Raw genomic sequence first — 14226 nt, forward strand, 5'->3', positions numbered from 1 at the left:
TTCCCCAACAGGTGCTTGCAGACAGGCAAACACGACAGTTCAAGGGTAGCCATATGGCCGCCAGCCAATGGCCGGAAAAGCGGCCATTGCCCCGGCCATTTAAGCCTGCGCCTCCGTTACGATGGCTGGCCCGTACCCCTTTTTCACCGCTTTCCTGGAGACCGCATGGCCCCGTACCAACTGTATTGTTTCGCCCAGTCTGGCAACGCCTACAAGGTGGCGCTGCTGCTGCAGCTTGCCGGGGCCGACTGGACGCCGCGGTTTGTAGACTTTTTCAACGGCGAAACCCGTACTCCGGCCTACCGCGAAATCAATGTGATGGGCGAGGTGCCGGTGCTGGAGCACGCCGGCCTGCGGCTCAGCCAGTCGGGCGTGATCCTCGACTACCTGGCCGGGCAGTTTCCACAGTTCGGCCCGCAGGGCGAAGACGAGCGCCGCGAGGTACTGCGCTGGCAGCTTTTCGACAACCACAAGCTGACCAGCAACATCGCCACCCTGCGCTTCCAGCTGCAGTTCGCCAAGACCGGCGAGACCCCGGTGACGGCGTTTCTGCGCGGCCGCATGCAGGCGGCGCTGAAGATACTGGAGCAACACCTGGGCGGCCGCAGCTATGTGGTGGGCGAGCGCCTGACCACGGCCGACCTGTCGCTCTGCGGCTACCTGTTCTGGCCGGCGGAATTCGGCGTGGATTGGGCCGACTACCCCGCCATTGGCGCCTGGCTGCAACGCATCCAAAGCCAGCCGGGCTGGGTGACGCCCTACACGTTGATGCCCGGCCACCCACGGCCGCAGGATCTGGCGGCGTAAGCCGCTTCCAGCATCCTAGGGATGGCGGTGCCGTGGTCGCACCAGATCCGCCACCAGCGGCGGCAGCGACAAGGCCAGCAGCAGCAAGGCCAGCGGCAGCACCCATATGAAGCCCACGTAGCGAAAGCCGGTGGCGCCGACCAGTCCGCCGCCCACAAACGCACCCAGCAGGCTGCCGTACAGCCGCAGCTTGACGCGGTTGGCGCGCACCCGGGATTCCAGCGGGCTGTCCTGCCGGTTCATGTAGAACAGCTTGCCGAGTTCGATACCCAGGTCGGTGATCACCCCGGTCATGTGGGTGGTGCGGATCTGCGAGGCGGAAATCTTGGTCACCAGCGCGTTTTGCAGGCCCATGGTGAAGGCCAGCACCAGCACCGTGAGCGGCACGGCAAACGGGGTCTGCCGGTTCAGCGCCGCGCCGATCAGGCCGAACACCAGCAGCAGCAGGGCTTCGACCAGCAGCGGCAGCGCGTATTCGCTGCGCAAATGGTGCTGGCGCGCCCAGTTGACCAGAATGGCCGTGGTGCCCGCGCCGATGGTGAAGGCCAGCACCGTGCCCAAGGCTCCGAGCACCAGGGTGATGTTGCCCAGCACCAGGTTGTCGGCTAGCATGGACGCAAAGCCGGTCATGTGCGAGGTGTACATGCCGACCACCAGAAAGCCCCCGGCATTGATGGCCCCCGCATTGAACGCCAGCAGGCCGCCGAGCAGCCGGTTCGTCGCGGCGGTGCGGTGCTGGCTGGCTAGATGGCGCAGGCGGCGCATGGGCTCTGAGGGTTTAAAGAAAATAAGGCTCTAGTGCAGAGAGTACCAGCACCAGCAGCTACATAAACAATAGCAACCTCAATCCTTGAAGAAATTCACCGGCAGGCCGGGCACATCGACGCGCATGGACAGCACGCAACCCGAAGCCGGCAGCGCTTCCAGCTCGGCCGCGGGGCGGCCGTGGCGGCCGCTGGTGAGGTACAGGGTTTGCAGATCGTCGCCGCCGAAGCAGGGCATGGTGGGGCAGCGCACCGGCAGCGCATAGGCGTTCAGCAGGTCGCCGTCGGGGGAGAACTTGCACAGGCGCTGGCCTTCGAACTGGGCCGAGTAGTAGTTGCCCTGCACGTCCACCGCCGCGCCGTCGGGCCGGCCGCCGTAGCCAGGCATGCCGGGCTGCCAGCCGGCGGGCTTGGGCGCCATGCTGAGAAATTCGCGGTACTCGGACAGCAGATTGGCCTGCGCATCCCAGTCCCAGGCGTGGACGATGTGGTGCGGCGTGTCCGACCAGTACAGTGTCTTCGCGTCCGGCGACCAGGCCAGGCCGTTGCCGGTGATGGCGTTGCCGGCCTTGCTGACCAGGCCACCGGCCTCCAGGCAGTACAGCTGGGCCTTGCGCGCATCGCGCGGCTCGTAGATGGTGCTGGCCCAGAAGCGGCCCAGCGGATCGCATTTGCCGTCGTTGAAGCGGGTGGTCGCCGGGTCGTAGGGCGCGGCGGCTAGCAGCTGCAAGTCACCGCCCCAGTCCTTGGCGCGGTAGATGCCATCGCGCAGCGCCACCACCAGGCCGCCGCTGGCCGCCGGGGCGATGCAGCCGGGTTCGGACGGCATGGCCCAGCGCTCGACCGCGCCGCTGGCCACGTCCAGCCGCTGCAGCAGCTTGCCGGGCACGTCGACCCAGTACAGGCGCTTTTCCTGCGGGTGCCAGAAGGGGGATTCGCCCAATGCGTTGGGTTCGGTGGTGACGGTGTGCCAGGTCATGCTGAGAATGTGGGAGCTTGTGATGCCCGTATTGTGAACGGGCGAAAAAAAACCCACCGGCGGGAGCGGGTGGGCGAATCTCTTTGGAAGATTCTGTCGATGAAAACCTGCGGCACGCTGGCCGCAGTGTCCACGATTAGCGGTTGTAGGCGGTTTCGCCGTGCGAGCTGATGTCCAGACCTTCGCGTTCTTCTTCTTCCGACACGCGCAGGCCGATGGTCAGGTCGACCAGCTTGTAGGCGATGAAAGCCACAACGCCGGACCAGACGATGGTGATCAGCACAGCCTTCAGCTGGATCCACACCTGAGCGCCCACCGAGTAAGCGTCTGCGGGGGTCATGCCAACCGAAACCCAGTCGGCCACGGTGGATGGGCCACCCAGGCTAGGCGAGTTGAACACGCCGGTCAGCAGCGCACCGATGATGCCGCCCACGCCGTGCACGCCGAACACGTCGAGCGAGTCGTCTGCGCCCAGCATCTTCTTCAGGCCGGTCACACCCCACAGGCAAGCGAAGCCAGCGATGAAACCGATCACCAAGCCGCCGCCGATACCGACGTTGCCAGCTGCTGGCGTGATCGCCACCAGGCCTGCCACCGCACCGGATGCAGCACCCAACATCGAAGCCTTGCCCTTCATCAGCGATTCGCCAACGCACCAGGCCAGCACCGCAGCAGCGGTAGCACCCAGGGTGTTGATGAAGGCCAGCGCAGCGAAGCCGTTGGCTTCCAGAGCGGAGCCAGCGTTGAAGCCGAACCAACCCACCCACAGCAGCGAGGCACCGACCATGGTCAGGGTCAGGCTGTGAGGAGCCATGGATTCCTTGCCGTAGCCCACGCGCTTGCCCAGCATGTAGGCACCGACCAGGCCGGCCACAGCAGCGTTGATGTGCACCACGGTGCCGCCGGCGAAGTCCAGCGCGCCCGATTGCCAGATGTAGCCCGCCTTGGCGTTCATCGCGTCGACCACTTCCTTGGAGGAGTAGGCATCAGGGCCCATCCAGAACCACACCATGTGGGCGATAGGAGCGTAGCTGAAGGTGAACCAGATGGCCGAGAACAGCAGCACCGCCGAGAACTTGATGCGTTCTGCGAAGGCGCCGACGATCAGGCAGCAGGTGATACCGGCGAAGGTGGCCTGGAAGGCAGCGAACACGATTTCAGGGATGTACACACCCTTGCTGAAAGTCGCGCCGTTGGCAAAGGTGCCTGCGGCGTTGTCCCAGATGCCCTTCATGAACAGCCGGTCGAAGCCACCCACGAAGGCATTGCCTTCGGTGAAAGCCAGGCTGTAGCCGTAGATGAACCACAGCACCACGATCAGCGAGAACGTGACCATGACCTGCATCAGCACCGACAGCATGTTCTTGCTGCGCACCAGGCCGCCGTAGAACAGGGCCAGGCCGGGCACGGTCATCATGATGACCAGCAGGGTGGACAGCATCATCCAGGCGGTGTCGCCCTTATTGGGTACGGGTGCCGCAGGTGCGGGCTCGGACGCAGCAGCCGCAGCTGCAGCTGCAGGTGCGGCGGCAGCCGCAGGGGCCGGAGCCGCGTCAGCAGGCTTGGCTTCGGCCGGAGCGGCCGCTTCAACCGCGCTGGCAGCAGGTTCCGCAGCGGGCGCTTGTGCCTGGGCCAAAGAACTGCCCCACAGCAACCCCAAACCCAGCGCAAAGGATGCAATTAGTTTTTTCATGTTTGCTTTACTTTCAGAAAGACGATGCTGCTGCTTACAGCGCTTCTTTGCCGGTTTCACCGGTACGGATGCGTACAACCTGTTCGAGGTTGTAGACAAAAATCTTGCCGTCACCGATCTTGCCGGTGCGGGCTGCGCCTTCGACGGCCTCGATCACGCGGTCGACCAGCTCGTCGGAGATGGCGGCCTCGATCTTGACCTTGGGCAAGAAGTCGACCACGTACTCAGCACCGCGGTACAGCTCGGTATGGCCTTTTTGGCGACCGAAGCCTTTGACTTCCGTCACGGTGATACCCTGCACACCAATGCCGGACAAGGCTTCGCGCACTTCGTCCAACTTAAAGGGTTTGATGATGGCGGTGACAAGTTTCATGGCTGCTCTTTCAGTAGGCTGTAGCAATAGAGGGCTGCAAGGCGGGCGGCCTTGGGCGCAGGCTGGTTCATGTGCTTCTCCAAATTAATAGGGGAATCGCGGAAGGTTTAAGCATGTAGCGTGCCAAATTGGTGTTACTTTGGCACCAGCGCCGCCCAGACCGGCTTTTCGGCAGTGCACGGGTTTGGGTAGATATTTATCGCACACAAATGGTGCGCGCGGGTAGGCAAATTACGCCCACCGACGCAGACGCACCGATATGGGGAGTCATCTGACTATGGGCTTATGTTTGGTGCAAAGCCGGGCCTTGCTGGGCCTGGAGGCTCCCGCAGTCACCGTCGAGGTGCATTTGACCAATGGCCTGCCCAGCTTCACGCTGGTCGGTCTGGCCGAGGTCGAGGTCAAGGAGGCGCGCGAGCGGGTGCGTTCGGCAATCCAGAATTCGGGCCTGGAATTCCCGCATAACAAGCGAATTACCGTGAATTTGGCCCCGGCCGACCTACCCAAGGACTCGGGCCGCTTCGATTTACCGATCGCGCTGGGCATTCTGGCAGCCAGCGGGCAGATCGATACCGAGCGGCTGGCCGGGCATGAGTTTGCGGGCGAATTGTCGCTTTCGGGTGCCTTGCGCCCGGTCCGCGGCGCGTTGGCCATGAGCCTGGCCCTGCATACCTTGCAGGTACGCACCCGGCTGGTGCTACCGCCGGGCAGCGCCGAAGAAGCCGCTTTGGTGCCCGATGCCCAGGTGTTCTGCGCCCAGCATCTGCTGGATGTGGTGCAGCAGTTCCTGCCGCTGTCCGAGGGCGCAGCCGAGCCCGCCGATGGCTGGTCGCAGCTGGCCACCACTACCCTGCCCGCCACCGCCCACTACGCCGACCTGGCCGATGTCAAAGGCCAGGCCGCGGCCAAGCGGGCGCTGGAGATCGCCGCGGCGGGCGGCCACAGCCTACTTTTGGTCGGTCCTCCAGGTTCAGGAAAATCCATGCTGGCCCAGCGTTTTGCCGGCCTGCTGCCGCCCATGACGGTAGACGAAGCCCTGCAAAGCGCGGCCATCGCCAGCCTGGGCGGCTGCTTTGCGCTGGAGCGCTGGGCCACGCGGCCGACCTGCAGCCCGCACCACACGGCCAGCGCCGTGGCCCTGGTGGGTGGTGGTTCGCCGCCCCGGCCGGGCGAGATCTCGCTGGCGCATTTCGGAGTGCTATTCCTCGACGAATTGCATATTAGGTGAAGTTCATTTGTCCGTCTGCGTAACTCTATTACTTTGATCATCTGGCCCAGGCTCTAGCTAATTCCACAGCCTGTTAATGTCGTGCCAGACGCGACTCGGCCAGAACCGACCAATAAAACATGGCCAACGTGCAACTCACTATGTATTCTGGAGCCCCCAAGCGATCAAGTGCGTATTCCAGAAGCTATTGACCATCATTCCTGTAGACGCCTGGGGCCAATAAGCAAATGCCGGCCCCCAAGAAGAACGAAAGTCGGATTGCGACAGCGGGCTGTATCAGTCGTGCAAGGTCAGCTTCTGCCCCAGATCGCTGAATTATTCACAAGATCCTGGCGGAGTCAGGCGGCTCGGATATGCAACCTCTTGCCAAATACGAAGAACATCAACACCAGCAAACGACTCCGTTTTTGAGCCAGAAGTGCGACTTGCATCCACCTTTTTTCCAGACGGATGGGCTCAAAGTAGGCAAGCCACTGGAATCTATGGCCAAGTCCCATCTTGGCCGAACCTCCTTAAGCAGTGCGAGCTCTATGGATTCACCACAACCACACGGACACAAGAAGCCCACCGACCAATCATCTCCACCGTACCGAACAAGTACCAAATCCTTAGATGGCATTTCAGAGGGAAGCACGTCGCCTGCAGCGATGCGCACCCTTCGTACCGGCGTCCACCAGTCTTTTAGGCGACGACAGCCTTTCAATAACCAAGTCATTGGATTCACGGCAACTCCTTCGGAGAGTTCGCCCAATTGATCAGTCCCAATAACGGTTCTGCAAGACCCATCCCCAGCAGACCATTTTCGTGACATGGAAATGCATCTTCATCGGTAAAGTCCTCGTCCATCGCGGCCAGACTAAATACCGTTCGCGCATACCTGTTGTTGCCATCTAATCTGTACGGATAGGTTCGCGCGATGAACTCTTGAACGGCAGCACTGGCGGCACGCATGTTTACCGAAATTACAGAAGGCGCCTCTTCCAGCAAGCCGGGCATATACCCAGCTTTAACCTGATCTTCATGCTGCTGAGGCGCACGTTTTGCCAGATCTTCTGCTGCCAATGACTGTGGTGTGAAGACCTTTCGATCAGCCAAAGATGATCCGCCCGGCTGCACGTAGTCGATCCGGCCTAATACGTCGAAAATTGCCATTTTCTGGTCAAGCCCCCTGGCAACCGGAATAGTGACACCGACATCAATCAATGGCATTACCATTGCGCTGGCCAGTTTGTCGCAAATGCTTCTTCCCTCCTCGCTGTCTACACAGCAAAAAAGAAAATCTGCGGCTGCGGCTAACTCAACCGCCTCACGACAATTAATACTTGCCCGGATGCGCTTCACGACCGTTTTAGGATGATGCCTAGCTATCGCGTCGGCAAGAACGTCAATCTTTGGAACACATTTCTCAGCATCACTCTGTGTGGAGTTCAGAATTCGATTCAGATTTTTATCCTCGGTCAAATCAAAATCGATCAAGATAACTTCGCCAAACCCCAGTCGCGCGGCTTGCTCGACTGCAATGCTTCCAGTCCCCGATGCTCCGACAAAACATGCTGACAAAAGCCCCAATTCGGCAGACATATCGGAGGTGAAGGCGAGTGGTCGTGTGTCGGTTTTCAGCCCTTCTACGTGGGGGTTCCAGAATAAACTGATGTCTTCGCCGTAGACTGCCGTTAGCTCAACGGGAGTTGGGGCCATGCTCCGGTCATAAAGTCGCGCCCGAATCACTCCTCCGGGAACCATGATTGCACTGCCATGCAGCATTCGTCCAACCTTTTCCCTGGAGCGTGCTGCGAATATGGCAGGCATCACCTCGGCATCTGAAGCATCATCCATAGCGGAAAAATCAAAATACCCGCCCGGATGAGAATGGATCAAAACAAGAGATAGGTCCCCCTCTTCTGCCTGTTCGAGTGCGTCTTCTATCAGAGCGCCAGGCCACTGAATAAAGTCCGGTGCCTGTGTGCAAGCTGCATGCGGCACAGGAATCAACTTTTGGGCAAGTAGCTTGACCCGAGGTTTTTCAATTCGAGCACACAGCACAATAGCCGCCGCTTCATCGGTACTCCCCAAGAGATGTTTGACCAATGCGCTATGCATTTTTCCAGAGAGGGCCAATGTGGCCCCCTCTCTCACAGCCCCACCTCGCGATTCAGCGATTCTTCAACCAACCCCATGTGGGTGAGTATGCAGTCGTGTGCAGGCGACCAGACCCCTGCATCACGGTGCCGAGACCATTGTTGAAACTGCCGGCCACCAATATCAACGCCGGTTGAGGTCTGCGGAATTTGCGCGCCTGATGCGAGCACCAATGGCGGATAGCAATAAAACATGTCGATTTCTGCGGCCGGGTACGGCCCTGGTACACGTACGGCTACCATCGTCGTCTCCACCGTGTAGCCCAGAGGCAAACGGTACTGGGGCAAGACCAACCAGCGCGTTTCATTTTCTTCAATGGCCTCCCAGCCGGGATGCAGCCGATTGAGATACACAACGTCCTTGGGCAAAAGCTCAAAGTTGCGTCGCATCGACTGGCCGTCGCCGTTGTTGATTTTGTCCGGCATCAACCGAATGCGCTCAATACCGGGTGTGGCGAGGTCGATCATGGTGTCCAACGACACGGTGCGCTTGGGCTGCCCCGTGACCAGCAGAACGATGATCCAAGGTTTGGACAAATCGATGCCAGCCTTAGTCAAGGCGACTTTTACTTGAATGTGCTGCGTTTCGGAGTCAATGATCGTGCCTTGCACATCAAGCTTCCAAAGCCGGGCCTTCGTGTACAGCCGCTCAATGCCACCGCCCTTCAGATCAAGGCGCGAACCCGGCTCAAGCTCCTGATCAGGTACGCCCTGACGGTCAATCCAAATAGATTTGCCGACCGGTACACGACAGATATTGCGGAGCATTTCCTCCGAAATTTCGTCGGTCCAAGGGAATTTGCGTTCATCTAGCGTGAAGTAGAAGAGCCGGTCGGTTTTCCAGGCGTAGAAGCGGGTCCCCCCTTCGGCGTCGACAAGACTGGCATTCTCGTCTGGCCCGATTTCTTCAACGGAGCCGTCATTGCGCAATTGAAGTAACGCATAGTCCGTTGCGGGACTGAGCCCTGCGGCGGACAGAATCTGCCGGCCAATTGGGGAGTGATCACCTAGTTGGTGGGATTGGTCATTTACGGAGACCAGTACAAGATTGGACGTTGGTCCGTTGGAAACTGTTTCAGTGTTCATACATTCTTTCGAAAAGCGATACCCAGTACGTCTCTGAATAAAGACGCACAACCAATGCGGAAGTTTTCGAAAACCTTGACCGGGAGGCCTATCTGTACGACACTTCAGTTTCGACTCCGAATCTGTCATATGACGGCTTCAACTAAGGGCAGGCTTTCGAGCTTGCCCTTTTTTATTTGTGTTTTTTCATTTCTGAACCTCCAGGTTGACTACTCATTGCACTCGGGCCAGATTTCGCGACCGGAGCACTACTTGCTGATGTTGTCATTTTACATAGCGCGCTAAGTTTGTCAAGCACCCAAGCAGCGCGCTTGACAAACTTAGCAAAACTGCTGAAAATTACGCCCTCGCAAGGAGATATCGGTGGCAGAACAAACTTCAGACAGCCCAAAAAATGAAAGCGCTTTAGGGCGTCATTTAGGAGCTATCAGGAAAGACCGTGGCTTTTCACTGCGACAGGTAGAAGAGTTGACTAACAAGGTCGTGTCGAATGCGTACCTGAGTCAGATTGAGGGAGGGAAAATACAGCAGCCTTCTCCAAACATGCTTCATTCCCTAGCTACGGTTTACAAGATCAGCTATGAACACTTAATGGAACTTGCCGGTTACATATCCAATGGTGGAAGCCGAGAAGGTGCACATGGGAGGGCTGCGACGTTTGCAGAGCTGAATCTGACACAAGAGGAAGAAAAAGAATTACTTGAGTACCTCAGATTTAGGCGCTCAATGGACAAGAAAAATGAAGGCGGATGATCACAGCCTAGGGCGTGACCAATATCAAACCGTCCATGGTGCAGCGATTAAGCTTCTCGACCGCAGCGGCTCTTGGGGACGCTTCCCAACACCAGTTGATGACGTGTTGTCTGCGGCAAAACTAACTCTTGCACCAATAAGTGCCTTTGACGAAACAGCTGTTCAGCGCTACATCCGTCACGCTGGCGTCGAAGCAGGTCGTTTTCTCAAAAAAGCGCTTGATAAAGTGCTAGGCATATTTGATGTCCACGCTGATGTCATCCATATTGATGAGAGCGTCAACAACGAAAAGCAGACCTTTCTCAAGCTCCACGAAACTGGCCATAAAGAAATCCCTCATCAAAGTCGGCTCTATCAATGGATCCAAGATTGCAGTAAACATCTAAGTCCAGAAGCAGCCGATCTCTTTGAACGAGAGGCCAATACTTTTGCCTCCATCGTGCTCTTCCAAGATGACACGTTTTCAAATATTACCGCCGAATACGAATTCGGCATCAAGGTGCCAATTAAGTACAGCAAGAAGTTTGGCGCTTCTGTGTATGCGAGTATCCGGGAGTACGTCCGACACAACCACCGCGCGTGTGCCGTCATCGTTCTTGAACCAACTGAATACAACAAAACCTTGGGCGTATGCGCAAAGGTTAGGCGTGTCCAATGTTCATCGAATTTTGATGCAAAGTTCAAGACATTCGCCCCACCCCAAATGCTGACCGCTCTAGATGAGCTCTCCAAGTTGATTCCTCTTGGCAAAGCAAGAATGTCAAAGCCGGCCGGTTTCGGGTTGCTCGATGATCGAGGTGATACGCATGAGTTCATTGGGGAGGGCTTTGCAACTCCATACAACACCTTCATTCTCATTCACGCTGTTACCACTTTGAGTTCAAAAATATTCATACCCTCGATTGAATAGCTAGTTCGATCAACGTCCCCAAAATTGAATCAGCAAAAGGCAGCTATGTCATTACAAGAAGCACTGCAACTGAGTCGTGCCAGCAAATTGGTTAATGAACGTCTTGACGGTGGATGGACGGTAGTCGAACAGCTAACTCGCCCGGGTGAACTTGGAGCTGAGGACCTAACGGGGTCTTGGTTTTCATTCGGCTATGTGGCAGAAAAAGGTGGGAAAAAAGCCTTCCTCAAAGTCGTAGATGTCGAGAGAGCACTAGCAGACGACGGCAAGACATCGCTAATGAACCGGCTGAAGAACTTAACTGACGTACATACGTTTGAATGTGACATTCTGGATGTCTGTACCAAAGCGCGACTCGACAAGGTAGTTCAAATCCTTGGCAAAGGTGAAATTCCAGCTGCGGCCAATGCACCAATGGGCATCCCTATTCCCTACATTTTATTTGAGCACGCTGAAGGAGGTGATGCCCGAAAGCTGGTTAGTCGCTCGAACAAAATTGATGACGCGTGGAGGCTTAGTGTTTTGCATCAAGTGGCCGTCGGAATCCAGCAACTCCACAGTCAAGACATTGCGCACCAGGACTTAAAGCCATCGAATATCTTGCTCTTCAGCAAGGACGGCAGCAATGCGAAGATTGGGGATTTAGGTCGGGCCTCGCGCAAGGGCACAGATACAAAGCATGATCTTGAGAACTGGGCCGGATCGACTAGATATGCTCCACCTGAACAGGTATACGGCCTAATCCCGGAACATTGGGTTGATCGCAGAGAGGGCTGTGATCTCTATCACTTAGGCTCGTTGGCTATTTTTCTATTCACGGGCGTCAGCCTTACTAGCTACTACGTTTCAAATATAAGTAAGGATGTTTTGCCAAAGGCTTGGACGGGGAATGGGACTTGCGACTACAAAACCGCTTTACCCGTACTTACAAGTGTGTTCACATCATTTATCGACAATGTCTGCTGTGCCCTCCCTGAGTGGGGAAAGGCGGAACTCAGTCAGATAATTATCTCCGCTTGCAATCCCGATTTTACAAAGCGGGGAGATTTGAACGCACGAAAGAAGCAGGGAAATCCAATAGGAATTGAGACATTCGTGTCCCGCTTCGATCGCCTCGCGAAAAGAGCTCTTGTTGAAGTTCGTCAATGAGCTTACTTAACCACAAGTCGGTTCGCCGCATGGTCCCGCGTTGGCGTGCCTCGACTAGCGCAATGTCCTCAATGGAGTTCGCTTCACTGAAGGCCGCAGTTCAACCTTCAGGAAACATATCAGCTCAAGTTGCAGAAGTGACGAAAGACTTCATGGAAACCCCGTCAATGGGCAATGCAGCCGAAGTCCTTAGCACCCTAGCCGTCAGTGAATTTCGCGAAGCAGGAGCTGATGCAGCTAACTATGTTTTAAGTCATTCGGCTCATGCGCCGCAATTACTGCTCGAATTAGCAAGAAATACACGTCGCAATTCTTTGACTAACTTTCGTCAAAAATCAGTCAAAGAAACAAGGCAGTTACTTCGACTGCACCCCGACAACCCGATGCTATGGTCTGACATAGCACGGCACCTTGCAACTATAGGAAAAAAGGCAGAGGCTCGCAGGGCAATGATGACTGCGTTTCATTTGGCGCCGAATCATAGATGGATGCTTAGGACAACTGCCAGAGTGATGGCGCATCTCGACGATGGAGTTTCTGCTCACAAACTATTGGCGAATCATCCGCGAACCCGCTTTGATCCTTGGCTTATGGCAGCAGAATTAGCTTGTGCACAAGTTGCGGGCCGCGCTCCAAAATTCTGGAAACAGGCAAACGATATGTTGAAGTGGGGCGGTGTGGCGCCGGCACATCTTTCTGAACTTGCCACTGCTGTTGGCATGATGGAGTTGGAGGGGGGCAAGAGGAAAAATGCACGCAAATTGGTACACATGGGGTTGATTGCGCCGACCGAAAATGTGTTGGCTCAAGTATTCTGGGCAAAAGAAAACAAGCACCTCAACGATGGCTTTGGGCTCGACGCTTTGGTCAGTTCAAGCGTTGATGCTTTCGAGGCCGAATGCCAGTTAAGCATCGGGAAGGGGAACCTACAAGATGCAGTGAAATTTGCCCAGGGATGGAATGAGGACGAGCCTTTTGCCTCCCGTCCAAAATATGAGCTGTCATACATCGCGTGCTTGCTTGATGACTATGAATTGACAGAAAAGACTGCTGACGATATCGCTCGTTTGAACGGAGCTCGCGATCCGACGCTAGAGATGAACAGTATTTTTGCAAGATTAAGCTCGGGAAAGCTTAGCAAAGAAGAAGATTCCGAAGCGCTCGCGAAGATTCACGATCAACTGCAATTGGCGATTAGCTCTGGTGGTTTGGATCAATATCACGCGATCGCAAACCTAGGTCTCTGGCACTATAGATATGGTGAGGCGCTGCAGGGACGAGAGCTATATCAACTTGCAATCGCAGCTGCCCAAAAGAGCCACCAGCACAACTCAGCAGCCTTGGCGGCAACTTTCGCTGCTCGTGAGGCGATCCTCAAAATGGAACCAAGCGCTAATGAGGACTTGGTCCGAGCAATCAAACTCTCCACGGCTTCAGCGAGCAACGCAGGAAAGTTTTATGTCCAAAAGTTGGAAAGGCTCATCGCTGAGCCGGGTGAGGCTAAACGGATACTTTCTCCAGACTTTCGTCCACTGCGGCCTGAGGCAACGGCCCAAAAGACTATGAGAATAGAGCGTACGGATGGGAAATACGTGATTATGCTTACCTCAAGCAAACTCTAAAATCCGTGCTGAGCCTTCAGATACTCCCGCACTGGACAATCAGAGCCGAAATGTCGTGTCGCTTGTTAGTGCCGACCTTTTGAGCGCGCTTGTGCCAATGCCAAACTGACCGTTTTTATCCGCCAGTAAAGGTGTACGCAGCTAAGTTCCGCCGGGATTTAGGGTGGTCATCAAATTACTGGCGTCGCTGGTCATTTTGGAGTTGGCGTCAGCATCGACCGGTTGAATCCGCCGCCCAAAGCCGACCGTGGGCATCGCTCTCCAAAGCGGTCTGCTATGCGCCACCCGGCGTTTCCGCGGCCATAACCTTGCCCTGTGAGCGCGCCGATTTCACATTTTCAAGCTACAGTTTTCCCAATACAAACCTGCCGGATTGCACAGAACTGTTAGAGCCGATCCAATCTTGACCACCAGTGCCAATCGAATATTGACCAGGGGCTAGAGCGGCCTCCGTGAAGGCCAACTGTGAATAACTATAGGCCGTCTGCCTCGGTTGGGCCTCCTTTTCTTGCATTGGTTTGGTCTGTTCCCGAGCCGTCAGGCGAGGCCCCCTCCGCGTTTTCGACGGACTGGCCAGCCGCCACCTTCCGGCTTTGTTCCCGCGTTTTGATCCGCCCCTTGGCTTCGTGCGTGCTGTGCCGGAACCGGTAGGACTCGTTGCCCGTTTCGATGATGTGGCAGTGGTGAGTCAGCCGGTCAAGCAAGGCTGTCGTCATCTTGGCGT

The 14226-nt window shown here is 56.6% G+C and carries 13 protein-coding genes and 1 pseudogene; 6 read left to right on the top strand and 8 right to left on the bottom strand.

Annotated elements, in window-relative coordinates:
• Positions 1-165: 165 nt before the first annotated feature.
• Positions 166-807, top strand: coding sequence for a glutathione S-transferase family protein (locus BLT66_RS24355; protein WP_092762165.1), 642 nt, complete (start codon positions 166-168; stop codon positions 805-807).
• 15 nt (positions 808-822) lie between these two features.
• Here the strand turns inward: BLT66_RS24355 and BLT66_RS24360 are convergent, their stop codons facing one another.
• The 4 genes from BLT66_RS24360 to glnK form a co-directional block, all read right to left on the bottom strand.
• Positions 823-1572, bottom strand: coding sequence for a YoaK family protein (locus tag BLT66_RS24360; RefSeq protein WP_092762167.1), 750 nt, complete (start codon positions 1570-1572; stop codon positions 823-825).
• A gap of 78 nt (positions 1573-1650) precedes the next feature.
• Positions 1651-2550 (bottom strand): SMP-30/gluconolactonase/LRE family protein, encoded by a 900-nt coding sequence (locus BLT66_RS24365; RefSeq protein ID WP_092762169.1) that lies wholly within the window; start codon positions 2548-2550, stop codon positions 1651-1653.
• A 136-nt stretch (positions 2551-2686) separates the two neighbouring features.
• Positions 2687-4243 carry an ammonium transporter gene (gene amt, locus BLT66_RS24370; RefSeq protein WP_092762171.1) on the bottom strand — a complete coding sequence of 519 codons (1557 nt, stop codon included), beginning with the start codon at positions 4241-4243 and terminating at the stop codon, positions 2687-2689.
• A gap of 34 nt (positions 4244-4277) precedes the next feature.
• Positions 4278-4616 carry a P-II family nitrogen regulator gene (gene glnK / locus BLT66_RS24375; protein ID WP_092762173.1) on the bottom strand — a complete coding sequence of 113 codons (339 nt, stop codon included), beginning with the start codon at positions 4614-4616 and terminating at the stop codon, positions 4278-4280.
• Between the two features lie 277 nt (positions 4617-4893).
• On the opposite strand from glnK, the pseudogene BLT66_RS24380 reads away from it, so the two are divergent.
• A pseudogene (locus tag BLT66_RS24380) lies at positions 4894-5829 on the top strand (YifB family Mg chelatase-like AAA ATPase); the annotation flags it as partial.
• Between the two features lie 397 nt (positions 5830-6226).
• Here BLT66_RS24380 and BLT66_RS27485 read toward each other — a convergent pair.
• From BLT66_RS27485 to BLT66_RS24395, 3 genes are read right to left on the bottom strand one after another with little or no spacing between them, the layout of a single operon-like run.
• Positions 6227-6655 carry a ubiquitination-like system serine protease family protein gene (locus tag BLT66_RS27485; protein WP_369821633.1) on the bottom strand — a complete coding sequence of 143 codons (429 nt, stop codon included), beginning with the start codon at positions 6653-6655 and terminating at the stop codon, positions 6227-6229.
• A complete protein-coding gene (locus BLT66_RS24390; protein WP_092762176.1) occupies positions 6565-7944 on the bottom strand; it encodes a ThiF family adenylyltransferase in 1380 nt (459 codons plus the stop codon). Before BLT66_RS24390 ends, BLT66_RS27485 begins: the two co-directional genes overlap by 91 nt.
• Positions 7945-7976: 32 nt before the next feature.
• The gene (locus tag BLT66_RS24395) at positions 7977-9068 is read right to left on the bottom strand and encodes a multiubiquitin domain-containing protein (RefSeq protein WP_176955158.1); all 1092 of its coding nucleotides are present in this window, start codon (positions 9066-9068) and stop codon (positions 7977-7979) included.
• A 363-nt stretch (positions 9069-9431) separates the two neighbouring features.
• Here BLT66_RS24395 and BLT66_RS24400 point away from each other — a divergent pair, with 363 nt between their 5' ends.
• From BLT66_RS24400 to BLT66_RS26595, 4 genes are read left to right on the top strand one after another with little or no spacing between them, the layout of a single operon-like run.
• Entirely contained in the window at positions 9432-9821 is a 390-nt protein-coding gene (locus tag BLT66_RS24400) for a helix-turn-helix domain-containing protein (protein ID WP_092762180.1), read from the top strand.
• Positions 9808-10731, top strand: a complete 924-nt coding sequence (locus BLT66_RS24405) for an ImmA/IrrE family metallo-endopeptidase (protein ID WP_092762182.1) — start codon at positions 9808-9810, stop codon at positions 10729-10731. The genes BLT66_RS24400 and BLT66_RS24405 overlap by 14 nt, the downstream gene beginning before the upstream one ends.
• 45 nt (positions 10732-10776) lie before the next feature.
• Entirely contained in the window at positions 10777-11880 is a 1104-nt protein-coding gene (locus BLT66_RS24410; RefSeq protein ID WP_092762184.1) for a protein kinase domain-containing protein, read from the top strand.
• A complete protein-coding gene (locus tag BLT66_RS26595) occupies positions 11877-13502 on the top strand; it encodes a hypothetical protein (protein WP_143029284.1) in 1626 nt (541 codons plus the stop codon). The genes BLT66_RS24410 and BLT66_RS26595 overlap by 4 nt, the downstream gene beginning before the upstream one ends.
• A 473-nt stretch (positions 13503-13975) precedes the next feature.
• On the opposite strand, the gene BLT66_RS26985 is transcribed toward BLT66_RS26595, so the two are convergent.
• The coding region (locus tag BLT66_RS26985; RefSeq protein ID WP_218922656.1) for an ATP-binding protein at positions 13976-14226 on the bottom strand (251 nt) is incomplete at its 5' end.

The sequence above is a fragment of the Rhodoferax sp. OV413 genome, assembly GCF_900104385.1.
In the GTDB taxonomy this organism is placed as follows: Bacteria; Pseudomonadota; Gammaproteobacteria; order Burkholderiales; family Burkholderiaceae_C; genus Rhodoferax_B.